The following is a 17401-nucleotide window of genomic DNA, read 5'->3' as shown; positions in this document are numbered from 1 at the left end:
TACCTCGCTGTGCTTTCCGGCAGCGATGAGACCGGGACGTATTATTCTAACAACGCATTAAACTTCGCCAGCCACTGCGGATGGGCGGGCCACGCGGGAGCCGTCACCAGGTTGCCGTCGACATGTGCCTGATCGATGCCGATCGTGGCGTAGTGTCCCCCCGCGAGACGGACCTCAGGTGCACACGCCGGGTAGGCGCTACAGGTACGGCCTTTCAGGATGCCCGCGGCAGCGAGCAGCTGCGGGCCATGGCACACCGCTGCAATCGGTTTGCGCGCGGCGTCAAACGCCTGTACCAGCTTTAACACGTCCTCATTTAGCCGCAGATACTCGGGCGCTCTCCCGCCGGGGATGAGCAGCGCGTCGTAGTCCTGCTCCTTTACGGCGGAAAAGTCGGCGTTGAGGGTAAAGCGGTGACCGGGTTTTTCGCTATAGGTCTGGGCGCCGTCGAAATCATGGATTGCCGTTATGATGTAGTCGCCCTTCGGTTTGTCGGGGCAGACGGCATCCACCTGATGACCAACCATCTGTAACGCCTGAAAAGGCACCATGGTTTCGTAATCTTCGGCGTAATCGCCAACCAGCATCAGGATCTTCTTGCTCATCATTCCTCTCCCTTGTCATTAAAGATGATTAAGATATAGCCTGGCGTGGCTGAAATGCCGGAAATAAAAAAGCCCGTCAGAGCACGGGCAACATAAGCAAGTGAATAAATGATTCGTTATCAACGTAGTTGGAGGATAACGACGCGTATCTTACGCGGCCGTCAGGCTGGCAGATACCTGAAAAATCCGGTAGGTGAAACACGATATTAAACGTGCGTTAAGGGGCGTCGAAGGTCGGGTAAAGACTATTTTCGAGAAACTCGACGAGATACCAGATTTCCCCGCTAAAAATAAACCAGAAGCCAAATATAATAAGGAGCAAAATAATTAAGGTGAGTATTATTTCTGTTTTGCCCATTGCAGATTTTACCCACCTGACGTTAATTTATTCGAGGCAGGCATTGTAGCGGGGCTTTCCGGTATACTCCAGTTTCATGCTGCAAGGACTTTATTGCGCCCATCATTTTTAGCGCGATACAGCGCATCGTCTACACGCTTAAACAGCTCATCAATCGTCTCCCCCGGGTTATGTCGCGCCACGCCAATGCTGACGGTAAACCGTGGTAAGCCCGGAATCGTAATGCGGGCAACGGCTGCACGGATCGACTCGGCAATCTGCAACGCGGTGTCGAGTGAGGTATGCGGCAGCAGGATGACGAACTCTTCGCCCCCCCAGCGGAACACCATGTCGTTCTCCCGACTACAGGCTTCCAGCGTTCGGGAGAGGGCAATAAGCACCTCATCGCCCTTCAAATGGCCAAACAGGTCGTTGATGTTTTTGAAGTGATCGGTGTCCACCAGCAGCAGGCTAAACTGCTGTTGGGCAGGTCGATTATTCAGATTGTTGGGGTCGGTAATCGCGTAGAACTGGCGTCGGTTGAGTAACCCGGTCATGGAGTCACGTAACGCGGCATGTTCCAGCTCTTGCTCCAGTCTTTTTTGCTCGGTGATATCGTGGATGATGCACAGCATCAGCTTGTCACCGTAGATCTCAATGGGTCCGGCATACGTCTGAACATGGCGGGTGGAACCATCGGCAAGGCGGTGAACAAAGTTGAGCGGCTTATGGCCGCCGGGCAGCGCGGCAATCGCGGTCATAATGGGCATCACGTCTCGCCCCAGGGTATTGATTTCCCAGGTATGCTTGCTGCACATACCATCATGCGAGTAACCGTAAAAATTGAGCGCAGCCAGGTTGGCATCAACAATCTGACCATCGCGGGCAGGATCGATTAACAGCATCGGCGCGCTGTTGGTCTGAAAAAAACGGGCGTAAAACCCCTGTTTTTTTCGCCGGTAGGTTGCGGAGCGGCTGGCCTTCAGTCCTGAGAGGATATGTTGGGCGATCCCCTCGAAGACAATCACATCTCCCCAGGGGGCGTAACGGGCAAGCGAGAGACGACAGCTTAACGGCGTATCCAGCCCATCCCGGCTTCTTATTGTCCAGATTTCGACGATCTCCTGCTCGGTTTTCAGTTCAGGTACATACATCGACAGGAGAGCTTGTGCATTCGCGGAATAGATGCCTTTACGCAGCTGATCGAGCGTCTTATCTCCCATAAGCTGCATTGCGACCACGTTAGCAAAAACGATCTCTTCCGAAACGGGTGAAATAAGCCACACGGGTGTTTTAATAACGTTCAGCGCTTCAAAACCGTTTTGCGACATAGGCATTTCCTGTTCATCGGCTTAATACGCCTGACAATCATGACAGACGTGACTCGTGTGTTCTGCTTTGAAACATACTCTACTAAACCCCGTCAGGCATGGTTTTTTTGTGAAATAAATGCGGCGTCCGTTTGAATTTTATTAAGGGGGATAATTTGCCTTTCTGAGTTTATCTGCAGAAGCAACCACGGCACCTGTTCGGCAGGTAAGGGGCGGGAGAAGAGGTAACCCTGCAGGTAGTCGCAGCCGAGACGGGTGAGAACCGCCTGCTGTTCTTCCGTTTCAATCCCTTCTGCCACCACGTTCATCTCCATGGTGCGGGCGATACTCATAATGGTTTCAACCAGCTTGTAGGTTTTTTCATTTTCTAGCATCGACGTTACAAAGCTTTTGTCAATCTTGAGCTCTTTTGCCGGCAGCACGCTCAGCATCAGCAGGTTGGAGTAGCCCGTACCAAAATCATCAATCGAGACGGTGATCCCCGCATGATTAAAAGCGTTGAGCAACTCAATGCTGCGGTCGAGATTTTTCAGCGCGGTGCTCTCCGTGACCTCAAGGATCAGCCTGGACGGGGACAAGTTATATTTTTCCAGCATCGACGATACGATGTGGAAAATGTCCGGCTGCTCGAACTGGACGGGGGATAAGTTGAGCGATAACGTCCACTGGCTGAACCCTTGTTCAGTCCAGAAATGCAGCTGTCGACATGCCGCTTCAATGGCCCAGTTGCCTACCGGAATAATTAAGCCGGTTTGCTCCAGCGAGGGGATAAACAGACCCGGCAGAACAACGCCTTGCTCAGGGTGCCGCCAGCGCAGCAGGGCTTCAAAACCATGGATAGTCTTCTCTTGCGCATACCAGGTTGGCTGGTACCACAGTTCAAACTGATCGCGCTCAAGCGCCTGTGAGAGTTCCTGAAGAAAACCGGGTTTTGCCGGGATTGCTGTCGACATCTCGGTTCTGTAACGCGCCCAGCCGTTGCGGCCGTCGTCTTTGACGTGATGCAGGGCTGCATCTGCTTTGAGTTTCAGTTCATGCAGCGTTTCGCCATCCTGAGGATAGAGGCTGACGCCCGCACTCATTGTCGTGTTAAGCGTATGACCACAGATCGAAAGAGGACGTCGCACATCCTCGAGCAGCGACGCGAGCAGGGCGTTGAGTTTGTCGTCGTCACATTCCGGCACCAGCAGGATAAAAGCGTCTCCTCCCAGCCTTGCCAGGGTCATTTCACGCGAGAGCCGGGAAGTGATGCGTTGTGCGACGGTGATCAATAACTCATCGCCGACGCTGTGACCCCAGGTATCGTTGACGCGTTTGAAGTGATCGACGTTCAGGAAAATAACGGCAAATTGCCTGTTGCTCAGCAACGCGCTGCGCAGGCAGTCCTGCATGCGGAGATCCATCTGATGGCGATTCGCGAGTCCGGTGAGCGCATCAAAGCGCGCCTGGAGCTCAAGCTGCCGATTGAGTTGTCGAAGATTATCCGTCAGCCGGCCGGTGCGCCGGTGAGAATCGATAAGGGAAATAATTAGCATCACACCAAGCAGGCAGAGCGTGGTGACAGAAACCCAGATGGATAACCCCAGCTCGCCGATCCCCCCGGGGAGGGTATGCGACATTTCCGGGTAATGCGCGGCGCTCATGCCGGTATAGTGCATCGCACAAATGGCGGCGCCCATGACCAGGGCGGCAAGAAGGCGCTCGATAAAAACCCCTTTGTCTCGCAGGCGGAAAGCCAGCCACAGCGCCGTACCTGACGCCACCACGGCAATGACCACCGACAACCCCACAATACGGCGATCCCAGATAATGCTGCCATCCAGCATCAGGGCAGCCATACCGATATAGTGCATAGATACCACGCCTGCGCTCAGGATAGCCGTGGCAACGATCGGTCGAAACGAAGAACGTTTTTTCCCCGCGACGGCAATATCAAGGGCCGTGGTCGACGCAATAATCGCGACGCCCAGAGACGCAAGGGTTAACCAGAGGTCATAGCGCATCATCATCGGCATCTGCATCGACAGCATGCCGATAAAGTGCATCGACCAGATGCCGATCCCCAGCGTCATACCCCCGGCAATGCGCCAGAACAGGGCAGCCTTTCGGCTGGAAAGGGGGATCTTTCCGGCACTGTCCAGCGCCACAAAGGAGGCGATAAATGCCACCAGATAAGAGATAGCGATTAACACAGGGTCCCACGATATATTGAGCATTATGCAATCCCACGCCTGAGAGGGTTACCGATTTCGCCTGCCGGGCACATCTTAATCTGGCAACGAACATGCGCATTCAAACAATATTAGTTATTTATCGTGAAGCATGACCAGTCATATTAATACTCTACATCGCATTAAGAATATAAAATATATTCTCGTTGTTAACGTATTAAGCATTGCTAAACAAGAGCGAATAAAAGTAGCAAAGCTCCTTAAATATAACGGCGATTGTATCGGTTCGCCGCAGCGGATGGTATCGCTTAACGTGGCGGCAGACCAGTATCACAGCATGCTGCGAAGAACATTTTCACTAATACGCTTTTTTCATCTGACTTAAGCTAAATCCCAGGCTGCTAACGGCGAAACAACAAACCCGTGAAGTTTCCGAGGAAAAACGTTTGTGCCAATGCTATAAGTCTAGATGCCGACCAAAATATAAAATGTGGGTATCATCATGCTAAGAAATATTAGTGTCCGAACCTTTATTATCGGGTTCCTTTTATCGCTATTTTTGGTAAACGCAGGTGTCGTTGTTCTAATTTCCAGCAAGCCCTCTCTCTTTATTTCCCTTAACGCTATCAATTTCGTTGCGCTATTTTTGCTTTGGGTCTATATGACCCGGTATCTTGTGACGCCGATCAATACGGTGAAGAAAAGTATTGAAGAGGTGACTGCCGGCAACCTGGGGGTTTCTATCCCGGAGTTTGGCAATAACTGTGCGGGGCGACTCATTCCCGGGATCAACAGCCTGTCCGGCAACATTGCGACGCTGGTGCGTGAGATCAGGGCGTCATCGCAAACCGCCATGACCTTATCGGATCAGCTCTCGACACGTAGCGCTCAGCTCTCGGTCAAAACCGAACAGCAGTCCGCGTCTTTAGTGCAAACCGCAGCCAGCATGGAGCAAATGGCGGCGAGCACTAAAAATAACGCCGATAACACCCGCCTGGCGAGTGAACAGGCGAATATGGCGACGCTGCAGGCGCGTAAGGGCGGGGAGCTGATGGGGCAGGTTGCCAACAATATGCAGTCCATTACCGAATGCGCCCAGCAGATGACGGAGATTATATCGCTGATTGACGGCATTGCGTTCCAGACCAATATTCTGGCGCTCAACGCGGCCGTTGAGGCGGCAAGAGCGGGCGACCATGGAAAAGGTTTTTCTGTCGTTGCGGAAGAGGTCAGAAACCTGGCGCACCGCAGCGCAGAGGCCGCGAAGAATATCAAAGCGCTGATTGAAGTCACCAGCAGTAACGTCACGCAGGGCGCGACCGTGGTGTCGCAGGCAGAGAAGAATATGCATGAAATCGTGACGGGCTCGGGAAACGTCAGTCGCTTAATGGATGAAATCTCCGCGTCGACGTCTGAGCAGGAGAAAGGTATTTCCCAGATCACGCTGGCGCTATCGGAGCTGGAGCGGGTCACGCAAAGCAACGTGGCGATGGCGGAGGAACTCAACGGCTCCTCGGATGTACTGCGCAATCAGGTGATTGAACTCCAGGCCCGCACGCGGAATTTTAGATTGGATCACGGGTCTTCGTCCCCATTACCGACCGGCTCACCCTCCTTCCTCCAGCAGCCAGAGCACTCTCTCTGAAAGCGACACAAAGCCTGGCATGCCAGGCTTTTTGCATACATCTGCCCACCCAGCTCATTTCCCGAGCGATTTCAGCGCGATGGAATACATAGTTGTTGCTTAACCCCTCATGAAAGCTAGACTGACACCGAAAGAGTTAAAAAGGTGGAGGTGCTGTGGAAAGCATTAAAGGATCTGAACTTAACGTTCCTGACGCAGTTTTTGCGTGGGTGCTGGACGGCCGCGGCGGTGCCCGACCGCTGGAAGATAATGATGTGATCGACAGTGCGCATCCCTGCTGGCTGCATCTGAACTATACCCATCCGGAAAGCGCTGACTGGCTGGCGTCGACCCCGCTCTTGCCCAATAACGTGCGCGATGCGCTGGCGGGTGAAAGCCTGCGGCCCCGCGTAAGCCGCATGGGTGACGGGACGCTGATTACCCTCCGCTGTATTAACGGCAGCACGGATGAACGTCCGGATCAGCTGGTGGCGATGCGGGTCTATATGGACGATGGGCTGATTGTCTCCACCCGACAGCGTAAGGTCCTGGCGCTGGATGACATCGTCAACGATCTGAAAGAGGGCACAGGGCCGATCGACTGCGGCAGCTGGCTGGTGGACGTCTGTGACGCGCTTACCGATCACGCCAGTGAGTTTATTGAAGAGCTGCACGACAAAATCATCGACCTGGAAGATAACCTGCTCGATCAGCAGATCCCGCCGCGCGGTTTTCTGGCCTTATTGCGCAAGCAGCTGATTGTTATGCGCCGCTACATGACGCCGCAGCGCGACGTGTATGCGCGGCTGGCCAGCGAAAGGCTCGCCTGGATGAACGACGACCATCGGCGCAGAATGCAGGATATTGCCGACAGGCTGGGCCGCGGGCTGGATGAAATTGATTCCTGTATTGCCAGAACGGCGGTGATGGCGGACGAAATCGCTCAGGTGATGCAGGAGTCGCTGGCGCGAAGAACCTATACGATGTCCCTGATGGCGATGGTGTTTTTACCGAGCACGTTTCTGACCGGGTTGTTTGGCGTCAACCTGGGCGGAATTCCGGGTGGCGCTTATCGCTACGGTTTTACGGCGTTTTGCGTGATGTTAGTTGTTTTGATTGGGGGTGTTGCATGGTGGTTGCATCGTAGTAAATGGCTGTAAATTTACGCTTTTTTCATCTTTTTCCGGGATTAAAACGCTCTTTTAATTGAGCGAAGTCAATAAACATCTACCCCGTAAGGTGCAATATTACTCCCGCAGGTGAATGCAACGTCAAGCGATGGGCGTTGCGCTCCATATTGTCTTACTTCCTTTTTTGAATTACTGCATAGCACAATTGATTCGTACGACGCCGACTTCATAGTCGGCTTTTTTTTGCCTCCTGATTCTGAGCGTCTACCCTAAAAGGGATGACAGCAAATTATGGAGGGAATGATGAGCATCCTTAACGCTCTGCTACTGCCACAATCGCGTCAATCCGATCCTATCCCCAGCGATCCGGTACCTATGCCCGATCCCATCCCGCGTCCCCAGCCGATGCCCGACCCGCCGCCCGATGAAGAACCGATTAAATTGTCGCATCGGACCGCGAGATCTGCGAGGATACGCGCCATCTGACCGCAAAGATCACCACGAGAGACAATTGTGACCGCTTTTTCTACCCTGAATGTTCTGCCCGATGCCCAACTCGCTAACCTCAACGAGTTGGGATACCTCACGATGACGCCTGTTCAGGCGGCCGCCTTACCCGCCATTCTTGAGGGCCGTGACGTGCGCGTGCAGGCGAAAACGGGCAGTGGGAAAACGGCGGCCTTTGGCCTTGGCCTGTTGCAGCATATCGATGCGGCGCTTTTTCAGACCCAGTCTTTGGTGCTGTGTCCGACCCGCGAGCTGGCAGACCAGGTTGCGGGTGAACTGCGTCGCCTGGCGCGTTTCCTGCCCAATACCAAGATCTTAACCCTCTGCGGCGGGCAGCCGTTCGGCACCCAGCGTGATTCGCTCCAGCATGCCCCGCACATTATTGTCGCGACGCCTGGCCGTCTGCTCGATCATCTGCAGAAGGGCACCGTCTCGCTGGATGCGCTACAAACGCTGGTCATGGATGAGGCCGATCGCATGCTGGACATGGGTTTCAGCGATGCCATTGACGAGGTGATCCGTTTTGCACCGGCCGATCGCCAGACGCTGCTGTTCTCCGCAACCTGGCCGGAAGCCATTGCCGCCATCAGCGGCCGCGTGCAGAAAAATCCCCTTACCATTGAAATTGACAGCGTAGATGCGCTGCCCGCTATCGAACAGCAGTTCTTTGAAACCTCGCAGCAGGGGAAGATACCGCTCCTGCAGAAATTGCTGAGCCAGCATCTGCCTGCCTCCTGCGTGGTGTTCTGTAATACCAAAAAAGACTGTCAGTCGGTTTGTGATGCCCTGAATGCCGCCGGGCAGAGCGCGCTGTCGCTGCATGGCGATCTGGAACAGCGCGATCGCGATCAGACGCTGGTCCGTTTCGCGAACGGCAGCGCCCGCGTGCTGGTTGCGACCGACGTTGCTGCGCGCGGTCTGGATATTAAATCGCTTGAGCTGGTGGTGAACTTTGAGCTGGCGTGGGATCCAGAAGTACACGTGCACCGTATTGGCCGTACCGCGCGCGCAGGAAACAGCGGTCTGGCGATCAGCTTCTGCGCACCTGAAGAGGCGCAGCGCGCCAATATTCTCTCTGAGATGCTGCAGATTAAGCTGAACTGGATGAATCCCCCAGCCGGCGTCAGCCTTGTGCCGCTCGAGGCCGAAATGGCGACCCTGTGCATTGATGGCGGTAAAAAAGCCAAGATGCGTCCTGGTGATGTTCTCGGTGCACTGACCGGGGATGTGGGTCTGGACGGGGCGGATATCGGTAAGATTGCTGTCCATCCGGCGCATGTCTACGTCGCGGTTCGCCAGGCGGTTGCCCATAAGGCATGGAAGCAGCTGCAAAACGGGAAAATTAAGGGTAAAACCTGCCGCGTACGTCTGCTGAAATAGAGCATGAAGCGTCTCAGAAGGTGTTTCTGAGACGCTAATCGCTTACTTCACTTCAAGCACGTTCAGACGCAACTCTTCAAACTGATTGTCATCATCTTCCGGCTGCCAGCCTGCTGGCTGCATCGGGATCTCTTCCCGGTCAAACGCCAGATCGCCGCCGTTCACGACTTCTGACTCGTGATTGATGCCTTTAAAGTCGAACAGTTCCACATCCGCGAGATGGGAAGGGACGACGTTCTGCATGGCGCTGAACATGGTTTCGATACGTCCCGGATAGCGCTTATCCCAGTCGCGCAGCATGTCGCCAATCACCTGACGCTGCAGGTTCGGCTGAGAGCCGCAGAGGTTACATGGAATGATCGGGAACCCTTTCGCCTGAGAAAAACGCTCGATGTCTTTTTCACGGCAGTAGGCAAGCGGGCGGATCACAATATGTTTACCGTCATCACTCATCAGCTTAGGCGGCATACCTTTCATCTTGCCGCCGTAGAACATATTGAGGAACAGCGTTTGCAGGATATCGTCGCGGTGATGGCCCAGGGCAATTTTGGTCGCGCCCAGCTCGGTCGCGGTGCGATACAGAATACCGCGGCGCAGACGAGAGCACAGAGAGCAGGTGGTTTTCCCTTCAGGAATTTTCTCTTTCACAATACCGTAGGTATTTTCTTCGACGATTTTGTACTCAACGCCCAGATTTTCGAGGTATTCCGGCAGAATGTGCTCCGGGAAGCCCGGCTGTTTCTGGTCAAGGTTGACCGCCACCAGGGAAAAATTCACCGGCGCGCTTTGCTGAAGATTACGCAGGATCTCCAGCATGGTGTAGCTGTCTTTACCCCCTGACAGGCAAACCATGATGCGGTCGCCTTCTTCAATCATGTTGAAGTCTGCAATGGCTTCGCCCACGTTACGGCGCAGTCGCTTTTGCAGTTTATTCAGGTTGTATTGCTCTTTCTTTGTATTTGCTTGATTTTCTTGCATTTATTACTACCTTCGGAGCCGATAGGGGCATAATAGGGGCAAAAATTTTTCAGCGTGCGAGCTTATCGTTAAGCATCAGCACCTGTTCGCCATTCATTTCTTCAATCCACGCACCGTAGACTTCATAAACCATTTGCGCGTTTTCATGCCCCATCTGGCTGGCTATGAAAGACGGGTTAGCGCCGGCAGATAAAAGCCAGCAGGCAAAAGTATGCCGCGTATGGTACGGATTCCGGCGGCGAATACCAGCACGTTTTACAGCTGCGTTAAATCTGGAGCCGATACTCGATAAAGAGTAGTAGGCTTTCTGTTTGCCCTTGCGCATCCTGGGCATGAAAACAAATCGCAGGTTTTGATATTCCATCGCACCATACTCGCGGTGATGAAAAACAATCTCGGTTTTGGGCTGTAACGAAGTCAGCGTACGCTGTGCCTTTAAGGCCTCTAGTGCTGGCTCTAATAGCGTGATAACTCGATCACCTGCATCGGTTTTTGGTGGGACGAACATTCCTAGCGCATTAAGGTTGCGCTGTATATGAGCCGTACCTTTTTCCCAGTCGATATCTTCCCAGGCAAGAGCTGCAAGCTCTCCATGACGGACACCAGTATAAACTGCGAACGTCCACATATTGAGGCTTTGGCCACGCTCGGATTCCGCAAGCAAACTAAACTCCTGCTTCGTTAAAGGATCCGGTTTTACTTTCCCTTTGTGTAGTTTCTTGATCCCTTCAAAGGGTTTGCCACTGATAAAGCCAGATTTGTGTGCAAACCGAAGAAGGGAGCACAGAAGCGATATATAGTTATTCACGGTACGCACAGTGCGTCCCTGTTTGTTACTTCTCGGATTTGCCAGGTAAAGTGTCTCACCGTTCAACAGCTCCTTTCTGTATTTAAGAATGTCGCTGTGGCGTATAGTTGAAACAGGCGTATCTCCGTTAATGATGTGCATTAACGTACCGAGTTGTGAGCGAGTCTTACGCATCGTGTTCGCGCTAATTTCGGTTTCTTTAATGCTCGTCCATAGTTCACACAGTTCTGAAAAGGTTTGAACTGAAACAGTGGTTACGGTTTTTTTTGCTCTGGACGATGAAGGAAAGCGCTGGTGGTAATCAAACTCTCCAAGGTTGATCTCACTAACGATCACAGCCCGAAGATTCCCGGCTTTTTTGATGTTCGCCGGGGTGTTAATCCAACCTTTGAGAATTTCGCGGCAACGCTTTCCCCGGTACATAAACCAGATACAAATCTTATTGTTTCTGATTTCGACACCTGTAGGCAAAGCTGCCATCTTACGCATCCCTTATTAACTGATTAATTCTCGGATAGTTATACCAGGTTGTGCCACGCAAGGTTTTTTCTCCAGATGGGGATACCCGTTTAAAATGGACACCTTCCACCCAACAGCCCTGACGATACTTCTCAATCTGTCGTTCGGTCAGGCCTGTTTTTTCTGTGAGTCTTGCGCCAACAACCCATTCTTCGTTAAAAATTACCTGCGACATGGTTCACCTCAGGTAACCGGCATGAGTATAGATATGCCGGTCTGTAGTCGTTGATATTTCAGTTTCAGTTTGCCTGGCCGGGCAGGGAACGCAGTCGGCGCATGCCGGTCATTGCTGTGGCCACGTAGCTTGCCTTGCAGTTGACCACTTCAACCCAGACCTTCACGCCTTCCACTCTCACCGTATAGGTCTCTTTCATCTTGCTGCGCCCATAGTCGCCGTATCTTTGCTGGTGGGCTGCGAGTGCGATTTCACATGCCTGGCGAGCCAAAGGGGATTGCTTACTGCCTCGATTAATCAGTCGCATTTCTTCTCCTTGAGGGAGGGTTTCCCCTCCCGATCTCGTTAGTCCACGTATTCCGGTTTCATATCCGCCAGGGTGATGCTGAACTGACCATGCAGTTCGTCGCCCAGATGGCGTTTCGACGATGCAAGAACGCGCTCTACTTCTGCGAACCGCGCAGCTGCATCGGGCTCATCTGAAGGTGGCAAGGAATTGATGGCTGCTTCGACTTTGTTCCGTGCATCAACCAGGTAATAACGCTTCACGGCCTTGTTTTTCAGCTCAGTGAACAGGGCAGAACCCAGCGTTGATTTCACGGTTTCAATATCTGCGCGCAGAGCTTTAGCGCTATCCACATCCTGAGCCGCCTCGATGCGATCACGGAAATCATCAGCAAGTGCATCGATGTTTTGAGCTGATTCCTGAGCCGTTTGAGTCGTAGTGACGTTGTCACCTGAAATGTCTGCAAGGCTTACGTGCTGCGCCGGTGCGGGATTTATCTCTCGTTCTTCACGGCGATCATCGAGCTCATCCGGGGTGTAAACCCCCAGAATCACATCCGGGCAGAACAGTCTCGCCCAGCGTTTGACGGCCAGGTACGCCAGCTGCTGGCGAGGGTCATCAGCCCAAAGGGTAGAGTTTCGGGTCCGGGCCTGAGCCAGCAGTAAATCGAGTTCTCTCGGTTTATCCTCGCCTTTCAGGGTTGCGCTGATAATGATGCCAATCCCGGCTTCGTCAGCGAGGGTCCAGCCCGGGACGCGGTACTCGCCTTTATCGCTTTTACGGATGTGGAATTTTCCAACGACCTTTTCCCATGGCCCAAACCACTCATATTCAAAACGACTGGCCAGCACGCCGCTGCGTGAAATGACGGCATTAACCAGCTGCGCTTCATACCCGAGCACACCGTTAATCAGGTGCGTCTTCTGCGCCACGGCAAAGGGATTCATCTGCCACTGTGCCGCTTGCATCGCTACAGCCATGCAGTCGGCCTGATTGCCCTGCAGGTGTTTAGGAACGGTGGCGGTGCCCTGCGCCATAATCTGTGCGAACGTGCTGATGGCGTTCAGATATTGGGAATCGAACAAAGCCACGTTGGAGTTAATAACGGTGTTCTGGTCAGCAACGGTAACGTTAGTGTTATGCATAAATCCCCCTTAAGCCTGAGCGCGCAGCGCTTCGAGGCGGCGCAGGTCGAAGTCATTCAGTTCATCGGTGTAATCGGTAGTGATCGGCGCTGGCCATTCGCCCGTGTCGAATCCGGTTGCTATGGCGCGCATTGTTTTGCGGTACTCGAGCATGCCCAGCTCCAGCAGTTCAGAGGATGCCTCAATGATGGCAATCCAGTGGTAGTTCTCGTCTTTGTTGACGAAAATCCAGAAGAACTGGTCCAGCGCCGCGGTCTCGCAATACATAGCCGCACTGAGGTGGTAGTCCCGGTCAATGATTTCCCGATGCAGCCTGGCGCGCAGGCTTTCTTGCTTCACATTCCACATGCTGATGGTTTTCAGGTCAGCACCGATACGCACGCCGTCCAGTTCAATCTCGAGGTCAGGGCGTACACGCACTTCTAAACCTGTTTCGTCGTCAAAGCCGAAGTAACTCACTTCAACAGCGCGGCTTGGATGTGTCAGCAGCATGCCAGCGGTAGGGTGCGCCAGGAGTGCAGACTGAATTGCCCGCGCTGTGGCCAGTTGCTGGCGGGTAACCAGAATCTTGTCGCCAGGGTTGTCGCGCCAGGCATCCAAAAGTTCGTCGGCGAATATGGCATCGGGCTTAACCGACTTAACAGCCTGGAGCATGTCCGTTTTGGTGCCGGACACTTTCAGCGGCGTCGGTTTCTGCGCTTCCTGTGCGACCAAATCAGGATTGATGATCGCTAATTGCTCGAGTAACGCATCACGGCTGCCGCTGGTTTTAACCGGTACGGGCAGGGTGGCGTTGTACTCTTTGATGCAGGCCTTCATCGCCGTTGCTGTCTGCTTCTGGCCTTCTTCAATACGCTGGTACTCAGCAGGGAGAGCCATATAGCTTTGAGCCGTTTCTTCCAGGCTGGCGCCAAGCGGCACTTGAGCGGGAAGGGCTGCGTTGTGTTCTTCAAGCAACGCTTTAATCTCGTCTGCGCTCAGCAGTGCCGGCAGGCTGGCGTTGTACGGGTCAATGAACTCGCGCAGGGTTGCGGTGGTAGTGAAAGCACCCTCTGGGATCTCAGGCTCCACGCTGAACTCTGCATCGAGGGTTTCCGGCTGCAGTGCAAGGGCGTGCACCAGGTTCCCCATGTCCAGAACTTTGGATGCTGTGCGCGGTATAGTTTTAGCCACATGGCGCGCGTTGAAGTACATCAGGCTGACGCGGGCATCTTTTACTTGGGTTGAGCTAATACCGTTTGCTGCGTGATAAACCTCATTCGGCAGACCTTCGTAGCGGCCAGGCTCGAAGTAAGCCGGGTATTCGATTACTGGCTCTGACTGCTGCTCTTCCGGCGCTACGGTAACTGCTTGCGTATTAGCTGCATCAGCGCCTTCGCCTGGTTGTACCGGATCAGTATTTTCGACTTTCTCTGGCTTAGCCGTTTCCATCTGGACATCACTGGTGGTCTCCGCTGCTTTTTCCGTTTTTTCGACTTCATTTGAGGTGGTATTGATGCCCGGATTGTTATTTCCACCAATCAGGCCATCGATGGAGAACACGCCACTGCCGAGATTTTCAACCTGCGGTTGTTCAACTGGGGCTTCAGTCTCAACTACAGGAGTAGGCAACGGCAGTAATTCAACAGCAGAGTTAAATTCAACCGTCATGGTTTTATTCACAAACTCAAGATGAGCCGCTGGCGTGTGGTGGATATTCTCTGGTGCGATACGGATCAGATTGAAGATTGCCGCACGGTTCACCGCCAATATGCCTGGTTGATTGCGTAAGATTGAGCTCCATGACTTCCATGGTTCTTCTTTCTTCGCCACGATTTCTTTGGCACGTCGTAACACGCTTGAGGGGATTTCAAAGTGATGGAAATCCATAGGCAGCAGGGCACATGCGATCTCAAGATCGAGAGTGTCCAGAGTGTGATGAGCGCCTTCGCCGCGATCCGTTACATAACCACCGTCGGCATTAGTGCCAGAATCGGTGCGCTGAACATTACTGATGCGATTACCGGCTGCCCACTCGCGAACGAGAATGCCGCGATCGATATAATCAGTCGCCGCCCAGATTCTGGTGAATCGGAGAACCAAAGCGAGTTCGTGACGCTTCTCCTGGCTGAACACTTTGCGAATGGCGTCGGTATAGCGCCACAGGTCTTTGGTATCGTAACCCTTCACCTCTTCGCAGTTTTCTGCCGCCAGCAGCAGGTTCTGGACATAGCTGTTGTCAGTGTCCATCTCCAGCGCGCTGATACCTTCGTATTCTTTGCGGGTTAAGTGGTGGCGCAATTCTTCACCGGTGAACTGGGCGAGTAGCTGCTTGCGGAAGGGCATACGAACGACTGGATAACGTGTGGCTTCGTCATCATTCTCGTCAATCTGGATACCGTTATCAGGTTCTGGATCATGACCGGTTGTTACGCCGGTGTTGCTGGTGCTTTCTGATTTGAGCAGAGAAAGCTTACCGTCTCTCCACTCTGCCACTAACTGATTGCGGTCGCCGGTATCTACTCTCAACCAGTCGGCCATGAAAGCAGCAAGCAGCTTAACTTCGTGCTCTTCATCTGACGCGAATACCTGCTTAATAGCCTGAACCAATTTCCACTCAGCGTTCAGGCTGAGTTCGGCAACTTCAGGGATGTCGTTCTTCGCCACCAGCAGGTTCTGGAGATATGTGTTGCCTTCATCCAGTGACATTTCGCTGGCAGCCAGCTGCTGCTCTTTAGTGATATGTGACTGGTATTTGTCGCTGGTCAGGTGGACGGCAAAACGGACCGCTGGAGTGCGGTTTTCGAGCGGGATACTTTCGACGGTAGTTTCGACTTCAACGGTCGTTTCCGGTGCGGCAGTTCTGTCCACGGGGCCAGCCGACTCAGCACCAGCCTTTGGCAGCCAGGTGCGTCCATCGTCCTGGAGTGCGTAGCGCTTGCACCATGTGTAATCCACGGTGCTTTCTTCAGGCAGATCGTTGTAAACAGGGAAATCGGTGCGAACCGGTTTGGCGTAATCCTTACCGCGTCCGGTTTCAATACCGGCATCTTCGAGCTCAACATCGAGCTGCAGGTTGGCACGGGCTTCTGATTTCGCAGTGAACCAAATCACTGCGTCTTCTTTGCCGGATTTCTGCGTAGCCTTAACTACATAGAAAAATTCCATGTGAGATCCTCTTTTTTGGATGTAAGATCCCCGGGCCAGAGAAAGCGCCCATTGGGTGAACTTTGGTTTTTTAAGTAGTTTTCCGGTGTAACTTTGGTCGGGAGCACCGGACGTACGGGCCGCCTTGCGCGGCTTTTACGTTATGCCTCGTGGGCCATCTGGTCGTACGAAGCACAACGTTCAGAGCAGTATTCTTTTTCTTTGCGCGCCAGCTGTGCGCCGTTGCAATAGAGAAGGGTACTTTTGACTACTTTCGCCGGTTCAACCGGCTTGCCGCAGTACCCGCATTTCGTTGAGTTACACATCTGGATTCCCCTTTTGCGCCAGCAGGTAGCACAGGCGGCGAAGAATCACCTCGAAGAAGTTCAGCTTTACAGCCTGCTGCCGTCCTGGTTTGCGTGCGAAATCAATCATTCTCACCCTCGTTTGCCTTATCGCCGGCCAGCGGAACGTTTACACCTGATGCGCGTTAATCTCTCCACCTCATCCGAATATTCGTATGCCATCGGCGGCTACTTCGTGGGCGTCCTGCCTTGGTGGAACGTGATGCGTCTTGTTGAGTTAGATTAAACACAAAGTTTAAGTTGCAGTCAACAAAATGAGTAATTTTAAATAAACAAAATGTTTATATGATGCTTATGGAGAGTGAAATTTTGTTCTTTGGAGGCAAAAAATTCGACGAAATGGTACAGGCAGGAAGTCCGGGGAATGGACGCTTAGTACAAGGGATGTGCTAGTTATTCGAGGCGCATAAAAAAAGGCCACTTTATGGCCATTTCTTATAGTAGATCTTTACGAATCATTGCTGAAAGGATTACTCAATCATCCTGCGAACGAATCCGGCCTTTCATATACTTATCATATAGTTCGTCCAGCTCTTTCAGGCGAAGCGCGAAGATGCGAAGCATGTTCTGTTGCTCTTCTTCGGGAAGCTGACGGTAAAGTTCCAACAGGCGTTGTTCGTCCGGCTTCAGTCCATCTTTCTCGCCAACATCTTGGCCAAGCAGCCACTCAAGGCTCACCCCAAGCGCATCCGCCAGCTTAATCGCTGAGCTTTTACCAATCGTCCCACGTACGAACCAGTTATTGACCGATTGAGCACTGACGCCACAAATACGGGCCATGTCTGATTTGGTCAACTTCTTGAGCTCAAGAACCTCGTTAAGCCGCTGAACTTGTGGGTGGTTAATCTGATGAGTTTTTTCTTTCATGGACGAATTCTAAACCAAATGTTTATTAGCTCAATATTCAAAATGTT

General features: G+C 52.9%; 16 protein-coding genes and 1 pseudogene. 4 read left to right on the top strand and 13 right to left on the bottom strand.

Translation table 11 applies throughout. From position 1 onward, the window contains the following. Positions 1–41: 41 nt before the first annotated feature. From ACEPLT_RS12370 to ACEPLT_RS12355, 4 genes are all read right to left on the bottom strand, one after another. On the bottom strand, positions 42–605 hold the full coding sequence (locus ACEPLT_RS12370; RefSeq protein WP_008501260.1) for a DJ-1/PfpI family protein: 564 nt from the start codon (positions 603–605) through the stop codon (positions 42–44). Between the two features lie 217 nt (positions 606–822). After that, the gene (locus ACEPLT_RS12365) at positions 823–963 is read right to left on the bottom strand and encodes an Ecr family regulatory small membrane protein (RefSeq protein WP_021240268.1); all 141 of its coding nucleotides are present in this window, start codon (positions 961–963) and stop codon (positions 823–825) included. Between the two features lie 74 nt (positions 964–1037). Beyond that, positions 1038–2273 carry a sensor domain-containing diguanylate cyclase gene (locus tag ACEPLT_RS12360; protein WP_008501261.1) on the bottom strand — a complete coding sequence of 412 codons (1236 nt, stop codon included), beginning with the start codon at positions 2271–2273 and terminating at the stop codon, positions 1038–1040. A gap of 92 nt (positions 2274–2365) precedes the next feature. Then, positions 2366–4489, bottom strand: a complete 2124-nt coding sequence (locus ACEPLT_RS12355; protein ID WP_008501262.1) for a putative bifunctional diguanylate cyclase/phosphodiesterase — start codon at positions 4487–4489, stop codon at positions 2366–2368. Positions 4490–4946: 457 nt separating this feature from the next. On the opposite strand from ACEPLT_RS12355, the gene ACEPLT_RS12350 reads away from it, so the two are divergent. The 4 genes from ACEPLT_RS12350 (at position 4947) to dbpA (ending at position 9085) form a co-directional block, all read left to right on the top strand. Then, positions 4947–6089 (top strand): methyl-accepting chemotaxis protein, encoded by a 1143-nt coding sequence (locus tag ACEPLT_RS12350; RefSeq protein ID WP_023292274.1) that lies wholly within the window; start codon positions 4947–4949, stop codon positions 6087–6089. A 155-nt stretch (positions 6090–6244) separates the two neighbouring features. After that, entirely contained in the window at positions 6245–7228 is a 984-nt protein-coding gene (gene zntB, locus ACEPLT_RS12345; protein WP_046092028.1) for a zinc transporter ZntB, read from the top strand. Positions 7229–7501: 273 nt separating this feature from the next. Next, on the top strand, positions 7502–7684 hold the full coding sequence (ynaL, locus tag ACEPLT_RS12340; RefSeq protein ID WP_071530964.1) for a proline-rich small protein YnaL: 183 nt from the start codon (positions 7502–7504) through the stop codon (positions 7682–7684). Positions 7685–7711: 27 nt separating this feature from the next. After that, entirely contained in the window at positions 7712–9085 is a 1374-nt protein-coding gene (dbpA, locus tag ACEPLT_RS12335) for an ATP-dependent RNA helicase DbpA (protein WP_447088257.1), read from the top strand. A gap of 42 nt (positions 9086–9127) precedes the next feature. Here the strand turns inward: dbpA and ttcA are convergent, their stop codons facing one another. The 9 genes and pseudogenes from ttcA to ACEPLT_RS12290 all read right to left on the bottom strand — a co-directional run bounded on the left by ttcA (position 9128) and on the right by ACEPLT_RS12290 (position 17354). Beyond that, positions 9128–10063 carry a tRNA 2-thiocytidine(32) synthetase TtcA gene (gene ttcA, locus ACEPLT_RS12330; RefSeq protein WP_248248870.1) on the bottom strand — a complete coding sequence of 312 codons (936 nt, stop codon included), beginning with the start codon at positions 10061–10063 and terminating at the stop codon, positions 9128–9130. 49 nt (positions 10064–10112) lie between these two features. Continuing rightward, positions 10113–11351 (bottom strand): site-specific integrase, encoded by a 1239-nt coding sequence (locus ACEPLT_RS12325; protein WP_136431216.1) that lies wholly within the window; start codon positions 11349–11351, stop codon positions 10113–10115. A 1-nt stretch (position 11352) separates the two neighbouring features. Further along, on the bottom strand, positions 11353–11565 hold the full coding sequence (gene xisR / locus ACEPLT_RS12320; RefSeq protein WP_014884030.1) for an excisionase family protein: 213 nt from the start codon (positions 11563–11565) through the stop codon (positions 11353–11355). Positions 11566–11629: 64 nt separating this feature from the next. After that, entirely contained in the window at positions 11630–11872 is a 243-nt protein-coding gene (locus tag ACEPLT_RS12315) for a DUF4060 family protein (protein ID WP_020882485.1), read from the bottom strand. A gap of 38 nt (positions 11873–11910) precedes the next feature. Further along, positions 11911–12996 (bottom strand): RecT family recombinase, encoded by a 1086-nt coding sequence (locus ACEPLT_RS12310; protein WP_234098967.1) that lies wholly within the window; start codon positions 12994–12996, stop codon positions 11911–11913. 9 nt (positions 12997–13005) lie between these two features. After that, positions 13006–16143 carry a RecE family exodeoxyribonuclease gene (locus ACEPLT_RS12305; protein ID WP_447088256.1) on the bottom strand — a complete coding sequence of 1046 codons (3138 nt, stop codon included), beginning with the start codon at positions 16141–16143 and terminating at the stop codon, positions 13006–13008. 140 nt (positions 16144–16283) lie between these two features. Continuing rightward, the gene (locus ACEPLT_RS12300; RefSeq protein ID WP_014832193.1) at positions 16284–16448 is read right to left on the bottom strand and encodes a YdaE family protein; all 165 of its coding nucleotides are present in this window, start codon (positions 16446–16448) and stop codon (positions 16284–16286) included. Continuing rightward, positions 16441–16596: pseudogene (locus ACEPLT_RS12295) on the bottom strand (hypothetical protein); the annotation flags it as partial. The gene ACEPLT_RS12300 and the pseudogene ACEPLT_RS12295, both read right to left, overlap by 8 nt. A 365-nt stretch (positions 16597–16961) precedes the next feature. After that, entirely contained in the window at positions 16962–17354 is a 393-nt protein-coding gene (locus ACEPLT_RS12290) for a helix-turn-helix domain-containing protein (protein ID WP_022651301.1), read from the bottom strand. Positions 17355–17401 lie beyond the last annotated feature (47 nt).

This window comes from Enterobacter sp. fkY84-1 (assembly GCF_052974705.1).
The sequence above is the reverse complement of the archived record's forward strand: the minus strand, read 5'-3'. Positions and strand labels throughout refer to the sequence as shown.

Coding starts and splice junctions, on each gene's coding strand:
- ACEPLT_RS12370 (WP_008501260.1), bottom strand. CDS start 605: ATGAGCAAGAAGATCCTGATGCTGGTTGGCGATTACGCCGAAGATTAC.
- ACEPLT_RS12365 (WP_021240268.1), bottom strand. CDS start 963: ATGGGCAAAACAGAAATAATACTCACCTTAATTATTTTGCTCCTTATT.
- ACEPLT_RS12360 (WP_008501261.1), bottom strand. CDS start 2,273: ATGTCGCAAAACGGTTTTGAAGCGCTGAACGTTATTAAAACACCCGTG.
- ACEPLT_RS12355 (WP_008501262.1), bottom strand. CDS start 4,489: ATGCTCAATATATCGTGGGACCCTGTGTTAATCGCTATCTCTTATCTG.
- ACEPLT_RS12350 (WP_023292274.1), top strand. CDS start 4,947: ATGCTAAGAAATATTAGTGTCCGAACCTTTATTATCGGGTTCCTTTTA.
- ynaL (WP_071530964.1), top strand. CDS start 7,502: ATGAGCATCCTTAACGCTCTGCTACTGCCACAATCGCGTCAATCCGAT.
- ttcA (WP_248248870.1), bottom strand. CDS start 10,063: ATGCAAGAAAATCAAGCAAATACAAAGAAAGAGCAATACAACCTGAAT.
- ACEPLT_RS12325 (WP_136431216.1), bottom strand. CDS start 11,351: ATGGCAGCTTTGCCTACAGGTGTCGAAATCAGAAACAATAAGATTTGT.
- xisR (WP_014884030.1), bottom strand. CDS start 11,565: ATGTCGCAGGTAATTTTTAACGAAGAATGGGTTGTTGGCGCAAGACTC.
- ACEPLT_RS12315 (WP_020882485.1), bottom strand. CDS start 11,872: ATGCGACTGATTAATCGAGGCAGTAAGCAATCCCCTTTGGCTCGCCAG.
- ACEPLT_RS12310 (WP_234098967.1), bottom strand. CDS start 12,996: ATGCATAACACTAACGTTACCGTTGCTGACCAGAACACCGTTATTAAC.
- ACEPLT_RS12305 (WP_447088256.1), bottom strand. CDS start 16,143: ATGGAATTTTTCTATGTAGTTAAGGCTACGCAGAAATCCGGCAAAGAA.
- ACEPLT_RS12300 (WP_014832193.1), bottom strand. CDS start 16,448: ATGTGTAACTCAACGAAATGCGGGTACTGCGGCAAGCCGGTTGAACCG.
- ACEPLT_RS12290 (WP_022651301.1), bottom strand. CDS start 17,354: ATGAAAGAAAAAACTCATCAGATTAACCACCCACAAGTTCAGCGGCTT.